11 protein-coding genes, 1 tRNA gene and 1 pseudogene are annotated in these 26,284 nt (G+C 52.4%); 9 read left to right on the top strand and 4 right to left on the bottom strand.

What is annotated here, in order from left to right; genetic code table 11:
- Positions 1 to 16 precede the first annotated feature (16 nt).
- From spoT to recG, 3 genes are read left to right on the top strand one after another with little or no spacing between them, the layout of a single operon-like run.
- Complete coding sequence (gene spoT / locus ESM_RS0120305) at positions 17 to 2,125, top strand: bifunctional GTP diphosphokinase/guanosine-3',5'-bis pyrophosphate 3'-pyrophosphohydrolase (protein ID WP_000280466.1); 2,109 nt, start codon at positions 17 to 19, stop codon at positions 2,123 to 2,125.
- 6 nt (positions 2,126 to 2,131) lie between these two features.
- Positions 2,132 to 2,821 carry a tRNA (guanosine(18)-2'-O)-methyltransferase TrmH gene (gene trmH / locus ESM_RS0120300; protein WP_001070171.1) on the top strand — a complete coding sequence of 230 codons (690 nt, stop codon included), beginning with the start codon at positions 2,132 to 2,134 and terminating at the stop codon, positions 2,819 to 2,821.
- Positions 2,822 to 2,826: 5 nt separating this feature from the next.
- Positions 2,827 to 4,908 (top strand): ATP-dependent DNA helicase RecG, encoded by a 2,082-nt coding sequence (recG, locus tag ESM_RS0120295; protein ID WP_000678465.1) that lies wholly within the window; start codon positions 2,827 to 2,829, stop codon positions 4,906 to 4,908.
- Positions 4,909 to 4,941: 33 nt separating this feature from the next.
- Here recG and gltS read toward each other — a convergent pair whose 3' ends face one another.
- On the bottom strand, positions 4,942 to 6,147 hold the full coding sequence (gltS, locus tag ESM_RS0120290) for a sodium/glutamate symporter (protein WP_000468834.1): 1,206 nt from the start codon (positions 6,145 to 6,147) through the stop codon (positions 4,942 to 4,944).
- 278 nt (positions 6,148 to 6,425) lie between these two features.
- On the opposite strand from gltS, the gene xanP reads away from it, so the two are divergent.
- The gene (gene xanP / locus ESM_RS0120285; protein ID WP_001517446.1) at positions 6,426 to 7,817 is read left to right on the top strand and encodes a xanthine/proton symporter XanP; all 1,392 of its coding nucleotides are present in this window, start codon (positions 6,426 to 6,428) and stop codon (positions 7,815 to 7,817) included.
- Positions 7,818 to 7,937: 120 nt separating this feature from the next.
- Positions 7,938 to 9,647, top strand: coding sequence for an AsmA family protein (locus ESM_RS0120280; protein ID WP_010379991.1), 1,710 nt, complete (start codon positions 7,938 to 7,940; stop codon positions 9,645 to 9,647).
- Between the two features lie 51 nt (positions 9,648 to 9,698).
- Here ESM_RS0120280 and yicI read toward each other — a convergent pair whose 3' ends face one another.
- Both yicI and ESM_RS0120270 read right to left on the bottom strand, forming a co-directional pair.
- Positions 9,699 to 12,017, bottom strand: coding sequence for an alpha-xylosidase (gene yicI, locus ESM_RS0120275; RefSeq protein ID WP_000702925.1), 2,319 nt, complete (start codon positions 12,015 to 12,017; stop codon positions 9,699 to 9,701).
- A gap of 9 nt (positions 12,018 to 12,026) precedes the next feature.
- A complete protein-coding gene (locus ESM_RS0120270) occupies positions 12,027 to 13,409 on the bottom strand; it encodes a glycoside-pentoside-hexuronide family transporter (RefSeq protein ID WP_000834449.1) in 1,383 nt (460 codons plus the stop codon).
- Positions 13,410 to 13,701: 292 nt separating this feature from the next.
- Between ESM_RS0120270 and ESM_RS0120265 the strand changes: the two genes are divergently transcribed.
- The 4 genes from ESM_RS0120265 to ESM_RS0120245 all read left to right on the top strand — a co-directional run bounded on the left by ESM_RS0120265 (position 13,702) and on the right by ESM_RS0120245 (position 17,461).
- A tRNA-Sec gene (locus ESM_RS0120265) sits at positions 13,702 to 13,796 on the top strand.
- Positions 13,797 to 13,958: 162 nt separating this feature from the next.
- Complete coding sequence (locus ESM_RS0120260) at positions 13,959 to 15,125, top strand: tyrosine-type recombinase/integrase (protein ID WP_001218971.1); 1,167 nt, start codon at positions 13,959 to 13,961, stop codon at positions 15,123 to 15,125.
- A 154-nt stretch (positions 15,126 to 15,279) separates the two neighbouring features.
- The gene (locus ESM_RS0120250) at positions 15,280 to 15,990 is read left to right on the top strand and encodes a hypothetical protein (RefSeq protein ID WP_010379987.1); all 711 of its coding nucleotides are present in this window, start codon (positions 15,280 to 15,282) and stop codon (positions 15,988 to 15,990) included.
- A 1-nt stretch (position 15,991) separates the two neighbouring features.
- Entirely contained in the window at positions 15,992 to 17,461 is a 1,470-nt protein-coding gene (locus ESM_RS0120245; RefSeq protein ID WP_000393066.1) for a retron St85 family RNA-directed DNA polymerase, read from the top strand.
- A gap of 29 nt (positions 17,462 to 17,490) precedes the next feature.
- On the opposite strand, the pseudogene siiEA reads toward ESM_RS0120245, so the two are convergent.
- Positions 17,491 to 26,250 (bottom strand): annotated as a pseudogene (siiEA, locus tag ESM_RS01000000125425) (BapA-related adhesin SiiEA); the annotation flags it as partial.
- Between the last annotated feature and the right edge of the window lie 34 nt (positions 26,251 to 26,284).

Genomic DNA, 26,284 nt, shown 5'->3' with positions numbered 1-26,284 from the left:
ACAAAGCGGGTCGCCCTTGTATCTGTTTGAAAGCCTGAATCAACTGATTCAAAACTACCTGCCGGAAGACCAAATTAAGCGTCTGCGGCAGGCGTATCTCGTTGCACGTGATGCTCACGAGGGGCAAACACGTTCAAGCGGTGAACCCTATATCACGCACCCGGTAGCGGTTGCCTGCATTCTGGCCGAGATGAAACTCGACTATGAAACGCTGATGGCGGCGCTACTTCATGACGTGATTGAAGATACTCCCGCCACCTACCAGGACATGGAACAGCTTTTTGGCAAAAGCGTAGCCGAACTGGTAGAGGGGGTGTCAAAACTTGATAAACTCAAGTTCCGCGATAAGAAAGAGGCGCAGGCCGAAAACTTTCGCAAGATGATTATGGCGATGGTGCAAGATATCCGCGTCATTCTCATCAAACTCGCAGACCGTACCCACAACATGCGCACGCTGGGCTCACTCCGCCCGGACAAACGTCGCCGCATCGCCCGTGAAACCCTTGAAATATACAGTCCGCTGGCACACCGTTTAGGTATCCACCACATTAAAACCGAACTCGAAGAGCTGGGTTTTGAAGCGCTGTACCCCAACCGCTACCGCGTGATTAAAGAAGTGGTGAAAGCTGCACGCGGCAACCGTAAAGAGATGATCCAAAAAATCCTCTCTGAAATCGAAGGGCGTTTGCAGGAAGCGGGAATACCATGCCGTGTCAGTGGTCGCGAGAAACATCTTTATTCGATTTACTGCAAAATGGTGCTCAAAGAGCAGCGTTTTCACTCGATCATGGACATCTATGCTTTTCGCGTAATCGTCCATGATGCCGATACCTGTTATCGCGTGCTCGGTCAGATGCACAGCCTGTACAAGCCGCGTCCGGGGCGCGTGAAAGACTACATCGCCATCCCAAAAGCGAACGGCTATCAGTCTTTACACACCTCAATGATTGGCCCGCACGGCGTTCCGGTTGAAGTCCAGATTCGTACCGAAGATATGGACCAGATGGCGGAGATGGGTGTTGCCGCGCACTGGGCGTATAAAGAGCACGGCGAAACCAGCACTACTGCACAAATCCGCGCCCAGCGTTGGATGCAGAGCCTGTTGGAGCTGCAGCAAAGCGCCGGCAGTTCGTTCGAATTTATCGAGAGCGTTAAATCCGATCTCTTCCCGGATGAGATTTACGTTTTCACACCGGAAGGGCGCATTGTCGAGTTGCCTGCCGGTGCCACACCTGTCGACTTCGCATACGCAGTGCATACCGATATCGGTCACGCCTGCGTGGGCGCACGCGTCGACCGTCAGCCGTACCCGCTATCGCAGCCGCTCTCCAGTGGTCAAACCGTTGAAATCATTACCGCACCGGGCGCTCGCCCGAATGCCGCATGGCTGAACTTTGTCGTCAGCTCGAAAGCGCGCGCCAAAATTCGCCAGTTGCTGAAAAACCTCAAGCGTGATGATTCCGTAAGCCTCGGTCGCCGTCTGCTCAACCATGCATTAGGTGGCAGCCGCAAGCTGAATGAAATTCCGCAGGAGAATATCCAGCGCGAACTGGACCGCATGAAGCTGGCAACGCTTGACGATCTGCTGGCTGAAATTGGCCTTGGTAACGCAATGAGCGTGGTGGTCGCGAAAAATCTGCAACATGGTGACGCCTCTATTCCACCAGCGACCCAAAGTCACGGGCATCTGCCGATCAAAGGTGCCGATGGCGTGCTGATCACCTTTGCGAAATGCTGCCGCCCAATTCCTGGCGACCCGATTATCGCCCACGTCAGCCCTGGTAAGGGTCTGGTGATCCACCATGAATCCTGCCGTAACATCCGTGGCTATCAGAAAGAGCCAGAGAAGTTTATGGCTGTGGAATGGGATAAAGAGACGGCGCAGGAGTTCATCACCGAAATAAAAGTTGAGATGTTCAACCATCAGGGCGCACTGGCAAACCTGACAGCGGCGATCAACACCACTAATTCCAATATTCAAAGTCTGAATACAGAAGAGAAAGATGGTCGCGTCTACAGTGCCTTTATTCGTCTGACCGCACGTGACCGCGTACATCTGGCAAATATCATGCGCAAAATCCGCGTGATGCCAGACGTAATTAAAGTCACCCGAAACAGAAATTAATGTTTTATGAACCCAACACGTTATGCACGCATCTGCGAAATGCTCGCCAGGCGGCAGCCTGACCTGACCGTCTGCATGGAACAGGTTCACAAACCCCATAACGTTTCTGCGATCATTCGTACCGCAGATGCCGTTGGCGTACACGAAGTTCACGCTGTCTGGCCTGGTAGCCGGATGCGCACCATGGCTTCGGCTGCTGCTGGTAGTAACAGTTGGGTACAGGTGAAAACACACCGCACCATTGGCGATGCAGTCGCCCACCTGAAAGGTCAGGGTATGCAGATTCTGGCAACCCACCTTTCTGATAAAGCCGTCGATTTTCGCGAAATCGATTACACCCGCCCGACCTGTATTTTAATGGGACAGGAAAAAACGGGCATCACGCAGGAAGCATTAGAACTGGCAGATCAGGACATCATCATTCCGATGATCGGCATGGTGCAGTCGCTTAATGTCTCCGTCGCCTCCGCACTTATTCTTTACGAAGCCCAGCGTCAGCGGCAAAACGCGGGTATGTATCTGCGTGAAAACAGTATGTTGCCGGAAGCAGAGCAACAACGCCTGCTGTTTGAAGGTGGCTATCCGGTGCTGGCTAAAGTCGCGAAACGCAAAGGCCTGCCCTACCCCCACGTCAATCAACAAGGCGAGATTGAAGCCGATGCTGAGTGGTGGGCTACCATGCAGGCCGCAGGGTAAGCGCTATGAAAGGTCGCCTGTTAGATGCTGTCCCGCTCAGTTCCCTAACGGGCGTTGGCGCGGCGCAAAGTAACAAACTGGCGAAAATCAACCTGCATACCGTGCAGGATTTACTGTTACACCTTCCCCTGCGCTATGAAGATCGCACCCATCTCTATCCCATAGGTGAGCTGTTGCCGGGCATTTATGCCACGGTGGAAGGCGAAGTACTGAACTGCAATATCTCCTTCGGCGGTCGCCGGATGATGACCTGTCAGATTAGCGACGGTTCCGGCATTCTCACCATGCGCTTTTTCAACTTTAACGCCGCGATGAAAAATAGCCTGGCGACAGGTCGACGCGTATTGGCCTATGGCGAAGCAAAGCGCGGTAAATATGGTGCGGAGATGATCCACCCGGAATACCGCGTACAGGGCGATCTCAGTACTCCAGAGTTACAGGAAACCCTCACCCCGGTTTACCCAACAACGGAAGGTGTAAAACAGGCAACGCTGCGCAAACTGACCGATCAGGCGCTGGATCTGCTCGACACCTGCGCCATTGAAGAACTGCTGCCGCCGGAACTGTCACAAGGAATGATGACGCTGCCGGAAGCCTTGCGCACCCTGCATCGTCCACCGCCAACACTACAGCTCAGCGATCTGGAAACCGGGCGGCATCCGGCACAGCGTCGTCTTATTCTGGAAGAGCTGCTGGCGCACAACCTCAGCATGTTAGCGTTACGCGCCGGTGCCCAACGTTTTCATGCTCAGCCGCTTAGCGCCAGTGACGCGCTGAAGGACAAACTGCTCGCTGCCTTACCGTTCAAGCCAACGGGCGCGCAGGCGCGTGTGGTGGCGGAGATTGAGCGCGATATGGCGCTGGATGTGCCAATGATGCGTCTGGTACAGGGCGATGTAGGTTCCGGTAAAACACTGGTTGCCGCTCTCGCTGCGCTGCGTGCTATCGCTCACGGCAAACAAGTGGCACTGATGGCACCAACCGAATTGCTTGCCGAACAGCACGCCAATAATTTCCGCAACTGGTTTGCACCGCTCGGTATCGAAGTGGGCTGGCTCGCCGGTAAGCAAAAAGGTAAAGCGCGGCTGGCACAACAGGAAGCCATCGCCAGCGGTCAGGTGCAGATGATTGTTGGCACTCACGCCATCTTCCAGGAACAGGTGCAGTTTAACGGCCTGGCGCTAGTGATTATCGACGAACAGCATCGTTTTGGCGTGCATCAGCGTCTGGCGTTATGGGAGAAAGGCCAGCAGCAGGGCTTTCATCCTCATCAGTTGATCATGACCGCCACGCCAATTCCCCGCACTCTGGCGATGACCGCGTATGCCGATCTCGATACCTCGGTCATTGATGAACTGCCGCCAGGACGTACCCCAGTGACGACAGTGGCGATCCCGGATACGCGTCGTAACGACATTATCGACCGCGTGCGCCACGCCTGCATAACGGAAGGCCGTCAGGCGTACTGGGTTTGTACATTGATTGAAGAATCGGAATTACTGGAAGCGCAGGCAGCCGAAGCAACGTGGGAAGAGTTAAAACTGGCGCTGCCGGAACTGAACGTCGGTCTGGTTCATGGGCGGATGAAACCTGCCGAAAAGCAAGCGGTAATGGCGTCGTTTAAACAAGGCGAGCTACACCTGCTGGTTGCGACGACTGTTATTGAAGTCGGCGTTGATGTGCCTAACGCCAGTCTGATGATTATCGAAAATCCGGAGCGTCTGGGTCTGGCGCAGTTACACCAGTTGCGCGGGCGCGTAGGTCGTGGCGCGGTGGCTTCTCACTGTGTTCTGCTTTACAAAACACCACTCTCCAAAACGGCGCAAGTCCGCCTGCAAGTGCTACGCGACAGCAACGACGGATTTGTGATTGCGCAAAAAGATTTAGAGATTCGCGGCCCTGGTGAACTGCTGGGCACGCGCCAGACAGGCAATGCAGAGTTTAAAGTGGCTGATTTGCTGCGCGATCAGGCCATGATCCCGGAAGTTCAGCGCCTGGCATGCCATATTCACGAACGTTATCCCCAGCAGGCAAAAGCCCTGATAGAACGCTGGATGCCGGAGACGGAACGCTATTCGAATGCGTAAAAAGCGGCGGCATTTGCACCGCCGCTTCATCAGTTAACCCGCAAAAATCGGCAACATCAGGTAGAGCTTAATCACCAGGGCATTGACGATATCGATAAAGAACGCACCGACCATCGGCACCACCAGGAAGGCCATGTGCGACGGGCCAAAGCGTTCGGTGATCGCCTGCATGTTGGCGATTGCCGTGGGCGTTGCACCAAGGCCAAAACCACAGTGCCCCGCGGCCAGCACCGCCGCATCGTAGTTTTTCCCCATCATGCGCCAGGTGACAAAGATAGCGTACAACGCCATGAAGATGGTTTGCGCGACCAGAATCGCCAGCATCGGCAACGCCAGCGAAGCCAGCTCCCACAGTTTCAGCCCCATCAACGCCATCGCCAGGAACAGCGACAGGCTTACGTTACCAAGTACGGATACCGCGCGCTCAAAGACGCGGTAAAAGCCCAACATTGACAAGCCGTTGCTCAGAATCACGCCCACAAACAGCACGCAAACAAAGGTTGGCAATTCAAAAGCAGTGCCAGCCAAAAGTTGCGCAACGATTTTCCCTACCGTCAGACAGATAGCAATCAGCGCGATAGTTTCAATCAGTACCAGCGAGGTGATCATGCGCCCTACGTCGGGCTTTTCAAATGCGGTGGGGACTTCCTGGTCATCAGGTATGCCGTTCGGCGTGGTGGAGTGTTTCACCAGGTAACGCGCCACCGGGCCGCCAATCAGCCCACCCAGAACCAGACCAAACGTCGCACAGGCCATCGCCACTTCCGTCGCGTTGGTGAAGCCATAACGTTCAATGAACAATTTACTCCACGCTGCGCCGGTCCCGTGACCGCCAGAAAGCGTAATAGACCCCGCCAACAGCCCCATCAGCGGATCAAGCCCTAACAGGCTAGCCATGCCAATGCCGATGGCATTTTGCATCACCAACAGACCAACAACCACAATGAGGAAAATCCCCACTACGCGTCCACCGGCACGCAGGCTGGCAATATTGGCGTTCAGGCCAATGGTGGCGAAGAAAGCCAGCATTAATGGATCGCGCAAGGACATATCAAAATTAACTTCCCAGCCCATGCTTTTTTTCAACACCAGCAGAGCCAGTGCCACCAACAACCCTCCGGCAACCGGTTCTGGTATGGTGTATTTTTTCAGAAAGGAGACGGAATGGACCAACTTGCGCCCGAGCAGCAACGTCAGCGTTGCGGCAACAAGCGTTGCTAAAGTATCGAGATGAAACATAGTTACTCCTTTGTATCCGCACCACTCTTCATACTCGTCATACTTCATCGCGCAATCATAGTAAGACGAAATATGACGAGTATCGAGTCATGCTTTCCCGGTTCGAATTCTTAGCTGAAAATAAAAAAATGGCATGGATTTTAAGCAGAAAACAACCAAAAGTTATATAAAAAAGTGCATTTATCGCATTTAAATATTTAGAAGAATGATTGGCAAACGTTTGCTTTTGCCTTTCGGTCAGCTAAAATGCCCGCTTTGCTACCACGGGATTGTTTTCGATGTCTGTTTCCACCTTCGAGTCAGAAAATGCGCAACCGGTTGCGCAGACTCAAAACAGCGAACTGATTTACCGTCTTGAAGATCGTCCGCCGCTTGCTCAAACTCTGTTTGCCGCCTGTCAGCACCTGCTGGCGATGTTTGTCGCGGTAATCACGCCAGCATTGTTAATCTGCCAGGCGCTGGGTTTACCAGCACAGGACACGCAACACATTATTAGTATGTCGCTGTTTGCCTCTGGTGTGGCATCAATTATTCAAATTAAAGCCTGGGGTCCGGTTGGCTCCGGTTTGTTGTCTATTCAGGGCACCAGCTTTAACTTCGTTGCTCCGCTGATTATGGGCGGAACAGCGCTGAAGACCGGTGGTGCCGATGTTCCTACGATGATGGCGGCTCTGTTCGGCACACTGATGCTGGCAAGCTGCACCGAAATGGTTATCTCCCGCGTTCTGCATCTGGCGCGCCGCATTATTACGCCGCTGGTTTCCGGCGTCGTGGTGATGATTATTGGCCTGTCACTGATTCAGGTTGGGCTAACATCCATTGGTGGCGGTTATGCGGCCATGAGCGATAACACCTTTGGTGCACCGAAAAATCTGCTACTGGCGGGCGTGGTCTTAGCTTTAATCATCCTGCTTAATCGCCAACGTAACCCCTACTTACGCGTAGCCTCGCTGGTGATTGCAATGGCGGCAGGATATGCACTGGCGTGGTTTATGGACATGTTGCCAGAAAGCAACGAGCCGATGACGCAAGAGCTGATTATGGTGCCAACGCCGCTCTATTACGGACTTGGTATTGAATGGAGCCTGCTGCTACCACTGATGCTGGTCTTTATGATCACCTCACTGGAAACTATTGGCGATATCACAGCCACCTCCGACGTTTCCGAACAACCGGTTTCTGGCCCACTGTACATGAAACGTCTGAAAGGCGGCGTGCTGGCAAACGGCCTGAACTCGTTTGTGTCGGCGGTGTTTAACACCTTCCCGAACTCCTGCTTCGGGCAGAACAACGGTGTGATCCAATTGACCGGTGTTGCCAGCCGTTATGTCGGTTTTGTCGTGGCGCTGATGTTGATCGTGCTGGGTCTGTTCCCTGCGGTGAGCGGTTTTGTCCAACACATTCCCGAACCTGTTCTGGGCGGCGCTACGCTGGTGATGTTTGGTACTATCGCCGCATCCGGTGTGCGTATCGTTTCTCGTGAGCCACTGAACCGTCGGGCGATTCTGATTATTGCCCTGTCGCTGGCGGTCGGTCTGGGTGTTTCTCAGCAGCCACTGATTTTGCAGTTTGCCCCTGACTGGCTGAAAAATCTGCTCTCCTCCGGGATTGCCGCTGGCGGTATCACTGCCATTGTACTGAATCTGATTTTCCCGCCAGAAAAGCAGTAATTTACTCGCGGCGGTAAAATTCTTTACCGCCGTAACCACTCTCTTTCTCCATTCCTGCCTTGAGGAATGCGCGTAAATCGTGCATAACTCCCTTATGTGCATTTCACGGGATGGAAGACCATGAAATTTATTGGGAAGCTGCTTCTCTACATTTTCATCACGCTGTTAGTGGCGATAGTTGGCCTCTATTTCCTTCTGCAAACCCGCTGGGGAGCAGAGCATATCAGCGCATGGATTTCCGAGAATAGCGACTATCATCTGGCCTTCGGGGCGATGGATCACCGTTTTTCCGCGCCGTCTCATATCTTGCTGGAGAACGTCACATTCGGTCGTGATGGTCAACCCGCCACTCTGGTTGCAAAAAGTGTCGATATCGCGCTAAGTAGTCGGCAACTGAGCGAGCCACGGCATGTCGATACTATCCTGCTGGAAAACGGGACGCTGAATCTCACCGACCAGACCGCGCCGCTACCGTTTAAAGCGGATCGTTTGCAACTGCGTGATATGGCATTTAACAGTCCCAATAGCGAGTGGAATCTTAGCGCACAGCGAGTCAATGGCGGCGTCGTTCCGTGGTCGCCGGAAGCCGGTAAAGTACTAGGCTCAAAAGCACAAATTCAGTTCAGTGCTGGCTCTCTGTCGCTCAATGATGTTCCTGCCACCAATGTGTTGATTGAAGGGAATATTGATAACGATCGCGTCACACTGACTAATCTGGGTGCCGACATCGCCCGCGGGACATTAACCGGAAATGCGCAGCGTAACGCCGACGGTAGCTGGCAGGTGGAAAATCTGCGCCTGGCGGATATCCGTCTGCAAAGCGAAAAATCGCTCACCGACTTCTTTGCGCCCTTGCGCTCTGTCCCGTCATTGCAGATTGGCCGCCTGGAAGTGATCGACGCCCGCTTGCAAGGCCCGGACTGGGCGGTGACCGATCTCGATCTCAGCTTGCGCAATATGACCTTTATTAAAGATGACTGGCAGACACAGGAAGGCAAGCTGTCAATGAACGCCAGCGAGTTTATTTATGGTTCGCTGCATTTATTTGACCCGATTATAAACGCGGAATTTTCCCCGCAAGGCGTAGCACTGCGCCAGTTCACCAGCCGCTGGGAAGGGGGGATGGTCAGAACGTCAGGAAACTGGCAGCGCGATGGAAAAACGCTGATCCTCGACGATGCAGCGATTGTTGGACTGGAATATACCTTACCTAAAAACTGGCAACAGTTGTGGATGCAGCAAACTCCCGCCTGGTTAAACACTCTGCAACTGAAGAGATTCAGCGCCAGCCGCAATCTAATCATTGATATTGACCCAGCCTTCCCGTGGCAGCTCACAGCGCTGGATGGCTACGGCGCGAATCTGACACTGGTAGCCGATCATAAGTGGGGCGTCTGGAGTGGCACGGCAAATCTGAATGCTGCCGCTGCAACATTCAATCGTGTTGATGTGCGCCGCCCGTCGCTGGCGCTAACCGCCAACAGCAGCACGGTGAATATCAGCGAACTTAGCGCGTTTACCGAGAAAGGCATTCTGGAAGCCACTGCCAGCGTCTCACAAACGCCGCAGCGCCAGACTCATATCAGCCTGAACGGACGCGGTGTGCCGGTGAATATTCTGCAACAGTGGGGATGGCCAGAGTTACCGATTACGGGCGATGGCAATATTCAGCTCACTGCCAGCGGCGATATTGAGGCCGATGCACCGCTAAAACCCACGGTTAACGGACTGCTCCACGCCGTAAATGCTGAAAAACAACAAGTGACCCAAACCATGAATGCTGGCGTGGTTTCCAGTGGTGAAGTTACATCGACGGAGCCGGTACAGTAAAATCAATCTCGCCGGGTACGACACAGACGTACCCGGTATTTCTTCAACAAATTACAGCGTAATTGTCAGCTCATTCCCTTGCGGGGTCACCACCACACCCAACTCACTTTCAGCCTGCGAACCGCCTTGCAGACCATTTACTTTAGCGATATTGCGCAAGCACAGCGTCCAGTTCTTCGCTTCTCCCGTACCAGTCACAGTAATGATGTTGCCAGTACGTGCCGCTTTCAGGGTGAAGATCACCGAACCATCAGCGGCTGGGACTTCGCAGACGGCTTCACGCCCGTCTTGCAGATTAAAGAGCTGGAAAGCCGTGCCTTCGTGCCACGCATAATCGGGGCGTTGTTCATTGTTGCCCAGCCCCAGTAGGGTGTTATCACGCACATATACCGGCAGACTCTGAAAGCCGTGTTGTTGTTTATGCCAGCGGCTGCCGTCTATTTCATCGTTATGCCACAGGTGCGTCCAGCGACCTTCAGGCAAGTAGAATTGCACATCGCCAGCTTCAGTGAACACCGGCACGACCATCACGCTGCCGCCCAACATGTATTGGCGATCAAGGTAATCACAGGCCGGATCGTCCGGAAACTCCATCACCATTGCGCGCATCATCGGCGTACCCAGCGCGTTCGCACGAGCAGCTTCACGATAAAGATACGGCATCATGCGGCATTTCAGTTGCGTGAAGAAGCGCACCACGTCACAGGACTCATCATCGTAGGCCCACGGCACACGATAAGATTTGCTGCCATGTAAACGGCTATGGCTGGAGAGCAAACCAAACGCGCACCAGCGTTTGTAAACGTGCGCCGGAGCGGTATTCTCAAAGCCGCCGATATCGTGGCTCCAGAAGCCAAAACCAGAAAGGCCAATAGACAAACCTCCGCGCAGGCTTTCCGCCATTGATTCGTAATTGGCGTAGCAATCACCGCCCCAGTGCACCGGAAATTTCTGCGCACCTACGGAAGCCGAGCGGGCAAACAAGACTGCTTCTTCCTCTCCGACGGTTTCCTTGAGCACGTTCCACACCAGTTCGTTGTAGATGTATGCATAATGGTTATGCATTTTCTGTGGATCACAACCGTTAAACCACTGAACGTCTGTTGGAATACGTTCGCCAAAGTCGGTCTTAAAACAATCGACACCCATCGCGATCAGACCTTTCAGTTTATCGGCGTACCATTTGCAGGCATCCGGATTAGTAAAGTCATAAATCGCCAGCCCTGGCTGCCATTTATCCCATTGCCATAGCGAGCCGTCCGGGCGTTTGAGTAAATAGCCTTTCTCTTGTAACTCCTTAAAGACTGGAGATTTCTGCCCAATATAGGGGTTAATCCAGACGCAGATTTTCAGCCCTTTTGCTTTCAGGCGGCGGATCATGCCTTCCGGGTCCGGAAAGGTCAGCGGATCCCACTCAAAATCGCACCATTGGAAGGCTTTCATCCAGAAACAGTCAAAGTGGAAAACATGCAGCGGCAGATTGCGTTCCGCCATACCGTCGATAAAACTGTTAACCGTCGCTTCGTCGTAGTTAGTGGTAAATGAAGTGGTTAACCACAGACCGAAGGACCACGCGGGCGGCAGCGCCGGACGGCCGGTAAAACGAGTATAACGATCAAGTACCGCTTTCGGCGTCGGGCCGTCGATAACAAAGTATTCGAGGTATTCACTCTCCACGCTGAACTGCACTTTGGAGACTTTCTCCGATCCCACTTCAAAAGAGACGCATTGGGGATGATTGACCAGTACACCATAACCACGGTTAGTCATGTAGAACGGGATATTTTTATACGCCTGTTCAGTACTTGTGCCGCCATCCCGGTTCCAGGTTTCTACCGTCTGACCATTGCGCACCAGGGCAGTAAAACGCTCTCCCAGCCCGTAAACCGTTTCACCGACGCCAAGATCCAGCCGCTCAAACATATAATTTCGTTGATTATTAGTGTCCTGCACATAGCCATTATTTTTCACCTGGCTACCGGTAATACGTTCGCCATTACGCAGAAAATCCAGTGACCAGAACTCACCTTTACTGACACGCGCGCTTAAGTTGCCACTTTTAAACTCAGCGTAACTTTCTGTGTTTTCGATTGTGACATTCGCGTCCTGCAAAATATTGAGCGGATAATGAGGGCCGTTATCCAGCGCCCCCTGAAAATGCTCAATCCGTACACCGACAATACCTTCCTGTGGGGAGAAAAAACGCAGCGTAAATAAAGGCGTGTCAAGCTGCCAGGTACGTTCACGCACATCACGGGGGGCAGCATAGATCACCATTTCATTACCCTGCTGTTCAACCTCGAACACCTGAAGCGGGTGAATCAAATTGAGGCCAGGTTGAATCAACCAGTTTCCGTCGCTAATTTTCATTGCCGTTCCTTAGTTCTGCACTTCTTGAGAGGTGAATTGCTGCTGGCAACGGCGTTTGCCCTGAGCCAACTGTTCCATAACGGTTTTCAGATTGTGCGTTGTGAGAGAGTAGTAGCGTTTAGCGACAATCGCGCTCAGCAAATAACAGATCGCCGGAACAATCGTGAATAGCGCGATAATGATGCTAATTGTGGCGCTGTTCTGCGCTTTTTCTGCTGCATCATATCCACCGTAAGCCAGCATCCATCCGATAAGTGCGCCTCCGAAGGCCAACCCCAGTTTGAGCACAAACAGCGTGCCAGCAAAACTGATCCCGGTGAGTCGTTTACCATTACACCACTCGCCGTAGTCAACGGTATCGGACATCATTACCCACTGGATAGGTGTCACCAGTTGATGCAACACACCAATCACGAAGATGAAGACAAACATGGTGATGCTGGCCTGCATGGGAACGAAGAACATCGCGAGGCTAATCACGGCCAGCAGGGCGTTCGTCCACCAGAAGACAGAGACTTTACATTTCCAGTCGGTCAGTGGTTTTGCCAGTGCGGAACCAATCAGGTTACCCACGCAATAAGTAGTGAGAAAAGCGACAAACACTTCCGGCGTACCCAGAATCCACGTGACGTAATACATCATCGCCCCACCACGTACACACACCGCCAGAATATTAAAAATGGTGAGAATACCGACAATACGCCACTGGTCGTTTTGCCAGATATCACGTAAATCTTCCCGCATAGGCGTCGTCGTAGGTGGCGCTTCAACGCGTTCTTTAGTGGTGAAGAAACAGAAAGCCAGCATCATAAATGCCACCACGGAAAGCACCGCGATGCCGCCCTGGAAACCGAGTGGTTTATTATCACCACCAATTAAATTAACCAGCGGCATCATCAGCACAGTGGAGAGCATGCCTCCCGCGGTCGCCAGCACAAAACGCCAGGATTGCAGCGAGATACGCTGAGTCGGGTCATTGGTAATTACACCACCCAATGCGCAGTAAGGGATATTGACGACGGTATAAAGTAAGGTAAGTAGGGTATAAGTAATTGCTGCATAGATCATTTTACCGTTCATACTGAGATCTGGCGTGCTATATGCCAGTACACAGACCACACCAAATGGCAGTGCGCCAAACAGTACCCACGGTCGAAATTTACCCCAGCGAGAGCGCGTTCGATCGGCCAGCAACCCCATGCAAGGATCGGAAATCGCATCCAGTGCACGAGCGACCAAAAACATGGTTCCGACAAATCCGGCAGGAATACCAAAAATATCGGTGTAAAAGAACATCATATATAACATTACGTTATCGAAGATAATGTGGCTGGCGGCATCTCCCATGCCATAACCAATTTTCTCTTTAACGGACAACACTTCACTCTTCATCTGCTTTTCCTTGATGCTATGGGGGTGCTGAGACCGATAAAGAGTTTTGTAAACCATCCCTGCCAGAGTGAATATTCCGATATCTGGTTATTAATTTATGATTCTTGTTTTATGTGATCGTGGTAGCGATAAACTTACCCATATATCATTGGAATATATGATATTTATGTTAATTATAATGGGTTAGAGATAAAGCTTTGCGCATATTGCCCGGAAAAAAATGAACCAGGGGATGTAGAAACTCAAGGAAGTAGCTATAATGCGCCCCGCCTCCATGTAGCAATCGAGGCGCGGAAGATCGTCGTCTCCGGTGAGGCGGCTGGACTTCAAATCCAGTTGGGGCCGCCAGCGGTCCCGGGCAGGTTCGACTCCTGTGATCTTCCGCCAAACCTCATCCAGCCAGTTCCGAGACACTCCATAAAATCCTTTATATTCAATGCGATGAATAATCAGCTTATCCGTAATAGTCCGAGATCATCTCCCTGAATCCGCGAAAAATATGTATAGTAATGTGTATAGATTTTTTATACGTAGTTTTCAGTTATACACATGGCTCTAACCGATATACAGATCAAACGTGCAAAACCACAAGACAAACCATACACATTGAACGATGGACAAGGTCTGTCATTGCTTATCAATCCCGATGGCTCGAAAGGCTGGCGTTTCCGTTTCCGGTTTGCAGGGAAAGCGCGGTTAATGTCATTTGGCAGCTACGATTTAGTAAGCCTCGCAGAAGCACGTGAAAAGCGTGATATCGCCCGTAAGCAGGTTGCTAATGGCATTGACCCGGTAGAGGAACGCAAAGCTTTAAGACTCGCCCAAAAGTTATCAACAGAAAATTCTTTCGAAGCAATATGTCGAGAATGGCATACCAACAAAGCTGACCGCTGGACTGTGGCCTATCGAGAAGAAATCATTAAGACTTTTGAGCAAGATGTGTTCCCGTTCATTGGTAAACGCCATATCAGTGAAATCAAACCATTAGAACTACTTGAAGTATTGCGACGAATAGAGAAACGTGGAGCACTAGAGAAAACACGTAAGGTACGTCAGAGATGCGGTGAGGTTTATCGTTACGCAATCATAACTGGTCGCGCGGAATACAATCCTGCTCCTGATTTAGCCATCGCTCTGGCCGTTCCTAAGCCAAAACATCATCCATTTCTATCTGCCGAAGAATTACCTCATTTTATTCGGGATCTCGAAGCGTATACCGGTAGCATCATCACCAAAAATGCTACGAAGATAGTTATGCTAACTGGTGTAAGAACGCAGGAGATGCGCTTTGCTACGTGGAAAGAAGTAGACCTCGAAAAAGGTATATGGGAGATACCAGCAGAACGTATGAAAATGCGTAGGCCGCACATTGTTCCTTTATCGACTCAGGTAGTTGACCTTTTTAAACAGCTCAAACCTATTACCGGAAATTATCCTTACATTTTTGCCGGTAGGAACAACCGCAGCAAACCGATCTCGAAAGAAAGCGTATCGCAAGTGATTGAGTTACTTGGTTATAAAGGACGTGCTACAGGTCACGGTTTTAGGCATACAATGTCGACAATTCTGCACGAGCAAGGGTTTGATAGTGCATGGATTGAGATACAGCTAGCCCATGTAGATAAAAATACTATTCGAGGCACATATAATCATGCTATATACTTGAAAAATAGGCGAATAATGCTACAGTGGTATTCTGATAAATTAATGAACTGAGAGCTAAACATGACGTGGCTACATAGTAATGCAGAATGGGTTTTCTCTGGTATTGGCGTTTATGCCATATCACTTATAGTATTAGCCATCACAGCATTAATATTTAGAAAAAAAATAAAAACCGGCACCCAAAAGATCGCTAAGGTTTTTAATTTTGGATGGGGTAACACAACAAATATTAAACAAGATGATGGAAAATAATAAATCTCAAAATGTTGATCAAAACATAAAGTCTACTGTCGTGGGTAAGAACAATACGACAATTATCACGCAAGTCATTGTTAATGCCAATAGTCCTCACATTGATACAAATGCAATAAAAAACTCTCTAATTGATGAGATAAGAAGCTCTTTAAAAGAAGAATTTGTATCTGCAGAGTATAACATATTACTTTGTTATCCTAACAAAGAAATTGATGATGAAGCAACTTTAAAAGTCATAGAAGAAATAAAACAAAAATTAGATAGGATGGGTGCTAAAGTTTATGAGGGCGGAGGAAAAACAGTCCTACCTAAAACTCAAATAACATATCCACATCTTGCGGAGTTGGAATTTATAAAAACCGTCAAATGTGATACTGTGATAATTTTTGCATTAGATGAAGTCACATTATCACAACTAACATTAATAAGTTACTTTAAAGTATCTACAAAAATCGATAGTACAGATATAATAATAATATCTAGCGACACCTTAAAAAATAGCGATATTTTTTTATCTAATGGAACTTTTCAATACTGTGATGATAATAACTGCAAGTTATATTCTTTAAACTCACTAGATGATGATGGGTTAAAATCTGTAATTTCTAGGATAGAAAACAAAAAAATAATTCAGCGAAAAGGTGGTTTATTAGGATATTAATATGGAAGAATCTACTAATTATAAATTAATTGTTTGGGGGCTATCCGTTATTCAGCCCGCATCTCCAAATGAGGTTTTAAATTACCTTGCATCTACTTTAAATGATAATGGTTTATTACCTGAAGTTGAGAAAATGATTCATTATTTTGAATTACTTGATCAACATGGATATATACATCAAGTATCGAAGCGTAACAACCTTTATTCGTTAACGCCTAAAGGAAATGAACGACTAACTCCATCGCTGAAAAAGCTTCGTGATAAAATTAGACTATTTATGCTTGACAACTGCCACTCTGCTAGTAAATTAAGAGTGCTGGCCTCAACTGATACAGAGAATATGGGCGGTGGTTCGCCGTCTTTACAGTTAAGGCACAATTCAAAAGAGGTTCCGCACCCAAGCCTGTCTTGGGCTGCAGGGACCCTGCCCAGCAGCCCAAGACAGGCTTGGGTGCGGATCTACGAGCAATTAAATATTGGTTCGATGTCCAGTAATGAGGCCAGCACACCACCCACAACGAAAAGCTCGCCACACCACTCTATTGGCCGATTAGGTTTTTCTTTAAATTACTATTCATTTAATAAACTCGACGAAGTTTTTTTTAATAGTGATGGAGTAACTGCTATTGCCTCTTGTATTGGCATATCTCCAGGGTTGATAACTGCAATGATAAAATCTCCCCAAAGATACTATCGCACATTTAATTTACAAAAAAAATCCGGTGGTTTTAGACCCATCCTTGCTCCCCGGAAATTCATTAAAACCTTACAGTATTGGTTAAAAGATCATCTGTTAAACCGTTTAAAAATACACTCTTCCTGTTATTCATACAGAAGTGGTGTAAGTATAAAAGATAATGCAATTAATCATGTAAGAAAAAAGTTTGTCGCAAATATAGATATTTCGGATTACTTTGGTTCGATTAATAAAAAGATGGTCAAGGATTGTTTTTATAAAAATAACATACCGGAGCATGTTATCAACACTATTTCTGGTATAGTTACATATAATGATGCACTTCCACAAGGTGCACCTACAAGCCCTATAATATCAAATGCAGTACTTTTCGAATTTGACGAAGAAATGAGTTTTCAAGCCTTAACTCTTGATAGTATATATACTCGTTACTCTGATGATATATCCATCAGTAGTGATAAAAAAGAAAACTTAGAGATACTTATAAGTATTGCTGAGGATAAATTACTATCACATGGATTTAAATTAAATAAAGAAAAAAAGCGAATATCTTCATATAATAGCCGTCAAGTTGTCACTGGGATTCTCGTTAATGAGGCGGTAAGGCCAACTAGAACTTACAGAAAGAAAATTCGCTCAGCATTTGATCATGCTCTTAAAGAACAGGATAACAGTCAATTAACGATTAACAAACTAAGAGGGTATTTAAATTATCTAAAATCTTTTGAACCCTATGGCTTTCATTTTAATGAAAAAAATATAAAGATATTCTAACTTTACTGCAAACACTTAAAAAAGAGTTTACCGGAGGCGTCCAGCGTGGTGGTGTAGTTTTTACCGTTCAGGTTAACCGTGACCACATCGCCCGCCGCCGCGCCCGTGCTGGTTCCGCTGACGACCAGCGCCTGCCCGTGTTCGATAGCGTTGATGATGTCATCGCCCGCAACGGTGTTAATGGTGAGATCAGGTGCGGTAACGTCCACCGCCAGCGCATGGTCGGCACTTGCCGGGTTACCCGCTTTGTCGCTCACCGTCGCAGTCACGGTATAGCTGCTGGCGGTTAATCCGCTTAAGTCCGTTGCCGGAACGTTCACGCTCCAGGTGCCATCCGCCTGAACGGTGGTCTGGTAAGTGTTGTTATTCAGCGTAACGGTCAGCGTCTGTCCGGCCTGCGCCGTGGTGGTGCCGCTGATGGTTATCCCCGCGCCAGCTTCGCTTACGTTGAGAATATCGTCGCCAGCGATGGTGTTGATGGTCACAAGCGGCGCGGTGGCATCGACGCTGTACGCGCGATCCGCCTGGGCGCTGTTGCCGTTAATGTTGCTGACGCTCACCTGCACGTTGCCCGCGCCGTCCGGCAACGCAGCGAGATCGGCAGGTAACACGTTCACCGTCCAGCTACCGTTGGCTTTCACGGTAGTGGTGTAATTTTTGCCGCCAAAGGTGACGGTCACCGTTTGCCCGGCTTCCACGCCACTGGTGCTGCCGCTCACCACCAGCGTTTCGCCTTTCTCGACGGCGTTGATCACATCATCGCCGGAAAGGGTGTTAATGGTGATGGCAACCGCCGCCAGATCGACGGTGACCGGATGGGTAATGGTGGAGGTTGTTCCGGCGCTGTTGGTGCCGCTTACCGTAATATCCACCGTACCCGCAGGCCAGTTGCTGACATCCGCCGCCGGAACACCGAGGTTCCATGTGCCGTCGGCTAACACCGTCGCGCCATAAGTGACGTTGTTGATAACGACCGTTAACGCCGTTCCTGCCGTTAACCCGGTGCTGCTACCGGTTACCACCAGTGCCTGACTGTGCTCAATGCTGTTAATGACATCGTCGCCCGCCACAGTATCGACCCGTAAGCCAGGCAGATTGGCGTCGATTGTGATATCGCGCGTACCGCTGCCGGTGTTGCCGACGCCGTTAGTCACCGAGGCGTTTACGGTGAGAGAGCCGTTGCCGATGGCCTGAATATCTGCCGCCGGAACGCTGACATTCCAGCTTAAATTAGCCTGCACCGTGGCGGTGTAGGTGTTGCCGCCCAGCGTGACGGTGACAGTATCTCCCGCCGCTGCGCCCGTCACCTGACCGCTGATGGTTTGCGCGTTACCGGATTCAGCAGCGTTAATAATATCGTCGGTCGCCACCGCGTTAATGGTGACAGCAGGCAAGGCGCTGTTGACCAGCACGCTATGGCTGGCGGAGTTGGTGTTGCCCGCGCTGTCTGTGACGTTCGCGGTTACTGTGTAGTTAGCTTCACCCAGCGCGCTAACCGCCGAAGCTGGCACCGTGGTGCTCCAGTTGCCGGAAGCATCTGTGGTGGCGGTGTAATTTTGCCCGTTCAGCGTCACTGTAACCGTAGTGCCCGCTGGCTGATTACTGGTGCCGGTGATTTGCAGATCCGCGCCTTTTTCCGTGGCGTTAATCACGTCATCCGTAGCAATGGTGTTGATGCCAATGGTTGGCGAGGTCAGATTCACGGTAACCGTGCGGCTGGCGTCATCGATGTTGCCTGCCACGTCGGTAATGGTCGCGGTGATGGTTTGCGCACCGCTGCCCAGCGCAGTGACATCTGCCGCCGGAACGCCGACGCTCCAGTTGCCGGAAGCGTCCAGCGTCGTGGTGTAGGTTTTACTGTTTAACGTGACGGTGATGACATCGCCCGCTTCCCCGCCGGTGCTGGAACCGGAGATCACCAGCGCCTGTCCGTGTTCGGAGGCGTTAATAATGTCATCGCCGGAGACGGTGTTGATCGTTAATACCGGAACAGTGAGATCCACCGCCAGACCGTGAATTGCGGTCGCCGGGTTACCCGCCTTGTCGTTTACCGAGGCGCTGACGGTGTACGGGCTGGCGGTCAGATTGCTGAGATCTGTTGTCGGTACGCTGACGCTCCAGCTTCCGTCCGCCTGAACGGTGCCGATATAGCTGACGCCATTAAGCGTGACGGTTACCGTCTGACCCGCTTCGGCGCTACTGGTGCCGTTGATGGTTAACGGATTGCCCGCCTCAGCGGCGTTAAGAATATCGTCGGTGGCAATGGTATTGATGGAAAGCGTGGGTGCCGTGGCATCGACGCTGTAGGCGTGGGTTGCCGAAGCCGTGTTGCCGTTAACGTTGCTGACGCTGGCCTGCACCGTAGCGTCACCGTCGCGTAACGCGTTGAGATCGGCGGCGGGTACGCTGGTTGTCCAGCTACCATCGCCCGCTACAGTGGCGGTATAAGTTTTGCCGCCAAAGGTGACGGTGACGGTTTGCCCCGCTTCCACGCCGGAGGTGCTGCCAGAAAGGGTTAAATCTGCCCCTTTTTCAGCAGCGTTAATCACATCGTCGCCGGAAACGGTGTTAATGGAAATCGCCACCGCCGCCAGATCGACGGTGACCGGATGGGTGATGGTGACCGGGTTTCCGGCACTACTGGCGCCTGAAACCGTAATATTCACCGTCCCCGCAGGCCAGTTGCCCACATCTGCCGCCGGAACACCGACGCTCCACGTGCCATCGGCTAATACTGTCGCAGCGTAAGTGACCGTGTTAATCACCACCGTCAGCGCCGCGCCCGCAGCCAGCCCGCTGCTGCTACCGGTTATCACCAGCGCCTGAGTGTGCTCGATGCTATTGACCACATCATCGCCCGCCACGGTATCGACGCGCAGACCAGGCAAATTGGCGTCGATAGTAATATCTCGCGAACCGCTGCCGGTATTGCCCACGCTGTTGGTCACCGAGGCGTTAACCGTCAGGTCGCCATTACCGATGGCCTGAATATCCGCTGCCGGAACGTCCACGCTCCAGCTTAAATTGCCCTGCACGGTGGCGGTATAGGTTTTCCCGCCAAGCGTTACGGTGACGGTATCGCCCGCCGCTGCGCCCGTCACCTGGCCGCTGATAGTCTGGGCGGAACCCGATTCCGCCGCGTTAATAATATCGTCGGTCGCCACCGGATTAAGGGTGACGCCAGGCAGCGCGGTATTGACCTGCACATTATGACTGGCGGAATTGCTGTTACCCGCGCTGTCGGTGACGTTCGCCGTCACCGTGTAGCTGGCTTCGCCCAGCGCGCCGACAGCAGAGGCTGGCACTGTGGTACTCCAGTTGCCTGCGGCGTCTGTCGTCGCGGTGTAATTTTGCCCGTTAAGCGTCAGCGTAATTGTGGTGCCTGCGGGCTGATTACTGGTGCCAGATATTTGCAGATCCGCGCCTTTTTCGCTGGCGTTAATGACGTCATCGGTGGCGATGGTGTTAATGCCAATAGTCGGCGCGGTAAGGTTAACGGTAACCGTGTGCGTCTCGCTGTCGCTGTTGCCTGCCGCATCGGTAACGCTCGCCGTTACGGTCTGTGAACCGCTGCCTAGCGCGGTGACGTCCGCCGCCGGAACGCCGACGCTCCAGTTGCCGGAGGCATCAAGCGTCGTGGTGTAGGTTTTACTGTTTAGCGTAACGGTGACGACATCCCCCGCTTCTCCACCGGTGCTGGAACCAGAAATCACCAGCGCCTGCCCGTGTTCGGCGGCGTTAATAATGTCATCGCCGGCAATGGTGTTGATGGTAAGTACCGGAACGGTGAGATCCACCGCCAGATTATGCGTGGTGCTCGCCGGGTTGCCCGCTTTGTCATTGACCGTCGCCGTCAGGGTATGGCTGCCATCCGTCAACGCTGCGAGATCTGCCGCCGGAATATTGATGCTCCAGGTGCCATCGGCCTGTACCGTTGCCTGATACGTCTGCACGGTTGGGCTATTGAGCGTTACCGTAACAATCTGCCCCGCTTCGGCGGTGGTGCTACCGCTCACCGTCACGCCCGCATCGGCTTCGCTGCCATTGACGATATTGTCGCTGGCAACGGTATTAATAATGATGGTTGGCGCACTGCTGTCGACGCTGTAGTTATGCACCGCCGAGGCGCTATTGCCGTTGACGTTGCTGACGCTGGCCTGCGCGGTGGCGGCACCATCAGTTAATGACGCTAAATCAGCGGCGGGTACGGTGGCAGTCCAGCTACCATCGCTCGCCACGCTGGCAGTGTAATTTTTCCCGCCAAAGGTCACGGTGACCGTTTGTCCGGCTTCTACGTTAGTGGTGGTGCCGGAAAGGGTTAAATCAGCGCCTTTTTCTGCGGCATTAATCACGTCGTCCGTGGCGATGGTGTTGATAGAAATAGCCGCCGGAGTGAGATCGACCGTCACTGGATGAGTGATGCTCACCGGATTTCCGGCACTACTTTCCCCGGACACGGCAACCGTCACCGTCCCCGCAGGCCAGGCGCTAACCTGCGCCGCCGTGACGCCCACGCTCCAGCTACCATCGGCCTGCACCGCAGTGGTGTATTCCACATTATTAATCGTGACGGTAAGCGGCGTGCCTTCTGCCAGCCCCGAGCTGCTGCCGGTGATGACCAGCGCCTGCCCGTGTTCGATGATATTGACCACATCATCACCCGCCACCGTATCGACCCGTAGACCAGGCAGATTGGCGTCAACGGTGATATCCCGCGTACCGCTGCCGGTGTTGCCGTTTTCATTGGTGACTGAGGCGCTCACCGTCAAATCACCATTACCCAGCGCCTGGATATCCGCCGCCGGAACGCTCACGCTCCAGCTTAATCCAGGCTGTACGGTGGTGGTGTAGGTATTGCCACCCAGCGTAACGGTTACCGTGTCGCCAACGGCAGCTCCAGTCACCTGCCCGCTGATGGTTTGCGCTACGCCCGCTTCGGCGGCGTTAATGATATCGTCGGTTGCTACCGGATTAATGGTCACGCCGGGCAGCGCGCTGTCGACCAGGAGGTTATGGCTGGCGGTGGCGCTATTGCCGATACCGCTGGTCACCGCTGCTGTCACCGTATAGTTGGCCTGGCCTAATGCGGTTACCGCCGATGCCGGAACCGTCACGCTCCAGTTGCCGGAGGCGTCGGTCGTCGCCGTATAATTTTGCCCGTTCAATGTCACGGTGATGGCGGTATTAACAGGCTGATCGCTGGTGCCGGTAATTTGAACATCGGCTCCTTTTTCGCTGGCGTTAATCACATCGTCGCCAGCAATGGTGTTAATACCAATCACCGGCGCGGCGGTATCGACCGTGACGGTCAGTGACTGGCTGCCCGTGTTTCCGGCTTTGTCGGTTACCGAGACGCTGACAGGATAACTGCCGTCCGCCAGCCCACTGACCACCGAGGCCGGAACGCCCAGACTCCAGTTGCCGGAAGCATCCACCACCGTGGTGTAATTCTCATTATTCAGCGTCACGGTGACGATATCGCCCGCCTGTGCGCCAGTGACCGTGCCGCTGATGATTTGCGTCTGGGTGTGTTCCGGCGTGTTGATGACGTTGTCGGTCGCCACCGGATTAATGGTCACCACCGGCGGCGTGGCATCCACCAGTGCCACGCGTGAAACGCTGGTCGGGTTACCGGCGACATCGTTCACGCTGGCAGTGACCGTGGCGTTGCCGTCAGCCAGCGCGTCAACGTTAGCGGCGGGAACGGTCACACTCCAGGTGCCGTCTGACTGCACGGTGCCCTGATAGGTCTGCCCATTCAGCGTGACCGTTACCGTCTGCCCTGGCTGGGCGTCGGTGGTGCCGGTGATAGACAAATCTTGTCCGCTTTCAGTGGCATTAATGATGTTATCGGCGGTCAGCGAATCGATGCTTAAGGCCGGAGCCTGGCTATCGACGGTAATCGTGCGGGAGGTGTCGCCGGTGTTACCGCTGGTATTAGTGACAGTTGCGGTGATTTCCGTTGCGCCATCTGACAGGCTACTGACTGTACTGGCGGGTACGGTCAGGCTCCAGGAACCGTCGTTCTGTACTGTGGTCGTCAGGGTTTGCCCGGCGAATTTCACCACCACAGTTTGCCCGGCCTCGACGCCCTGGGTGGTGCCAGTCAGCGTCAGCGGCGAGCCTTTTTCTGCGGCGTTGATAATGTCATCGCCGGAAACGATGTTGATAGCGATCGCCACTTCACCCGCATCAACAAGCACGTTGTGGTCGATAGAGACCGGGTTACCTGCCAGGTCTGTTGCACTGGCCGTCACGACGACCGTGCCTGCACTGAGCGCCTGCAAGTCCGCAGCCGGAACGCCCACCTGCCAGTTGCCGTTGCTATCGGTCACGCCTTGATACGTTTCGTTGCCGAGCGTTACCGTCACGGTGGTGCCCGCGGGGAGATGACTACTGCTACCAGAAATAACCAGATCTTGCTGCTGTTCGAGGGCGTTAATAACGTCATCGCCGGAAATAGTATTGATACGCAGACCCGGCAGCGTGGCGCTGATGGTGATATCACGTTCACCATTACCGGTGTTGCCGTGTCCGTTCGTCACAGAGGCGTTGATTGTTAATGCGCCATCGCCCAGCGCCTGTAAATCAGCCGCCGGAACGTTCACACTCCAGGTGAGGTTGCTCCCCACCGTCGCCGTGTACGTATTGCCACCCAGCTCAATGGTTACAGTATCGCCCTGCACTGCGCCCACTACGCGCCCGCTCAGGGTTTGATCTGCCGCCGCTTCGGCATTGTTCACCACGTTGTCGCCCGCAAAGGTGTTGATAATCACCTGCGGCAGCACCGTATCGACCAGTAAGTTGCTTTGCGCGGTTCCCGTATTGCCGGTCACATCCGTGGCGCTGGCGGTAACAATATAGTTGGTGTTTGCCAGGTTCAGGACATCGCTTACTGGCACGCTCACTGACCACACGCCGCCGTTAACCTGCGCACTATAAGTGACATTATTCAGCGTCACGTTAACCGTGCCGCCATCGGGCAAATTGCTGGTGCCGCTTAACGTTAGCGGCTGCTGAGACTCCAGCGCATTCAGTACGTTATCACCGCTGATGGGATCTATCGCCACCTGCGGCGCGACGCCCGCCAGGGTGATGTTATGAGTCGCTGTACCGGTATTTCCGACAGCATCGGTAACCGTGACAATAAGGTCGTTAGGCCCACGCGCCAGCGTGCGGGTTACCGCTGGATCCAGAGCGACATTCCAGGTGCCGTCTGCCAGCACCACACCGGTCAGAACCGTGGCACCTAATTTGACGGTGACCGTGTCGCCAGGTGAAGCCCCACTGACCCGCCCGGAAATAATCTGTGCCACAATCTGTTCAGCGGTGTTAAGAACATCGTCACCCGCAACGGTGTTAACGCTGACCACAGGCGCACTGGTGTCTACCGTGAAATTTGCGCTGTTGCTGGTGGCGTTTCCTGCCCGGTCGCTGACGCTGGCATTTACGGCGTAGTTACCCTCCGTCAGTGCCTGCACTTCTGCGGCAGGCAGCGTCACCTGCCATGTGCCGTCGCTACCGACGATTGCTGTATGGCTTTTACCGTTTACTGTCAGGGTAACGGTTTGTCCCGCTTCAGCATTCGATGTACCACTTAACACCAGCGCGGCATTATGTTCCGCGGCGCTGACAATGTTGTCCTGAGCGATAGCATTGATGGCAAGCGTCGGCGGCTGGGTATCGACTGTTAATAGTTGCGCACCAGTGACCGTATTGCCCGTGGCATCTTTACCACTAACCAGTACTGCCAGGTTCCCTTCAGCTAACGCCTGCGCATCGGCAGTCGGCACCTGCACGCTCCACGCGCCGTTAGCCCCCACGGTAGTCGTGTAAGTTTTGCCGTTAAGCGTGACGGTGAGTTCTGTTCCCTGTGCCAGATGGCTACTGCTGCCAGAAAGTGTAAATCCGCCAGCCTGCTCGCTGGCGTTAATAATGTTATCGCCTGCGGTGGTGGCAACCTGTACGGCGGCCTGACTGTTGTCGATAGTTAACGTTATCGAACCGGCATCGGTGATGGTGTTGCCGACAATTTGCACGACTGACCAGGTATGTTCACCGGCACTTTGTGTAGGTAAAGAAACGCTCCAGTGCCCGTTGCTGTCTACCTGTGTACTGGCGATGGTGTTGCCGTTGCTGTCTTTGATCTGGATGGTCGCCCCCGCCTGTCCGCTGCCGCTAAAGGTTGGCGTGGTGTCATCGGTGATGTCATTGGTAGCGAGAATGCCGCGCTGGTCGCCCTGATTATCGGTCACTAAAAATGACGGGGTAGCATTGCCTGGTTCGGCTGGCGGTGGGTTATTAACCACTTCAGTTTTCGAATCATCACCACCACCACTTGCCAGCAAAGCGCCAAGCGCGCCGCCACCTACCGCTGCACCCGCTAACCATCCCCACGGGAAGGTGCTCGTCTGAGCAACGGTATCAAGAAATGGTGCAATACTTTCAATGGCTGCAGTATGGGCTACCAGCTCCACAGGGGCTAAACCACCCGCAGCAGTATCAGCAAAAGTGACATGTGTAAGCTGTTGTCCATCGGCAAAGACCAGCTCCGATTGTTCAGTTGAATTAGCCGCTTGCAAAAAATAGCCATTGCAGCGGACAACCGTACCATCCTGCATATAAATCAGCAGGTCATTTCCTTCGCGAACATAACGTGCGACGGCAGATGCCTGAGCATGAACCTGCACCACAGATGGCTCATAAATAACAACCGTGACGTCGCCCGGATTAATCAGCGTTTGTTTGACGGATGTTTTACGCGAAATAACATCAATAATCAGGCTCATAATGGCATTCCTGATAAATGGCGCACATCCTTAG

It is taken from the genome of Escherichia sp. TW09308, from assembly GCF_000208565.1.
GTDB classification, from domain to species: domain Bacteria; phylum Pseudomonadota; class Gammaproteobacteria; order Enterobacterales; family Enterobacteriaceae; genus Escherichia; species Escherichia marmotae.
The sequence above is the reverse complement of the archived record's forward strand: the minus strand, read 5'-3'. Positions and strand labels throughout refer to the sequence as shown.

Excerpts from the sequence above, each read along its gene's own strand:
- trmH (WP_001070171.1), top strand. The coding sequence starts at position 2,132 with ATGAACCCAACACGTTATGCACGCATCTGCGAAATGCTCGCCAGGCGG.
- recG (WP_000678465.1), top strand. The coding sequence starts at position 2,827 with ATGAAAGGTCGCCTGTTAGATGCTGTCCCGCTCAGTTCCCTAACGGGC.
- gltS (WP_000468834.1), bottom strand. The coding sequence starts at position 6,147 with ATGTTTCATCTCGATACTTTAGCAACGCTTGTTGCCGCAACGCTGACG.
- xanP (WP_001517446.1), top strand. The coding sequence starts at position 6,426 with ATGTCTGTTTCCACCTTCGAGTCAGAAAATGCGCAACCGGTTGCGCAG.
- ESM_RS0120280 (WP_010379991.1), top strand. The coding sequence starts at position 7,938 with ATGAAATTTATTGGGAAGCTGCTTCTCTACATTTTCATCACGCTGTTA.
- yicI (WP_000702925.1), bottom strand. The coding sequence starts at position 12,017 with ATGAAAATTAGCGACGGAAACTGGTTGATTCAACCTGGCCTCAATTTG.
- ESM_RS0120270 (WP_000834449.1), bottom strand. The coding sequence starts at position 13,409 with ATGAAGAGTGAAGTGTTGTCCGTTAAAGAGAAAATTGGTTATGGCATG.
- ESM_RS0120260 (WP_001218971.1), top strand. The coding sequence starts at position 13,959 with ATGGCTCTAACCGATATACAGATCAAACGTGCAAAACCACAAGACAAA.
- ESM_RS0120245 (WP_000393066.1), top strand. The coding sequence starts at position 15,992 with ATGGAAGAATCTACTAATTATAAATTAATTGTTTGGGGGCTATCCGTT.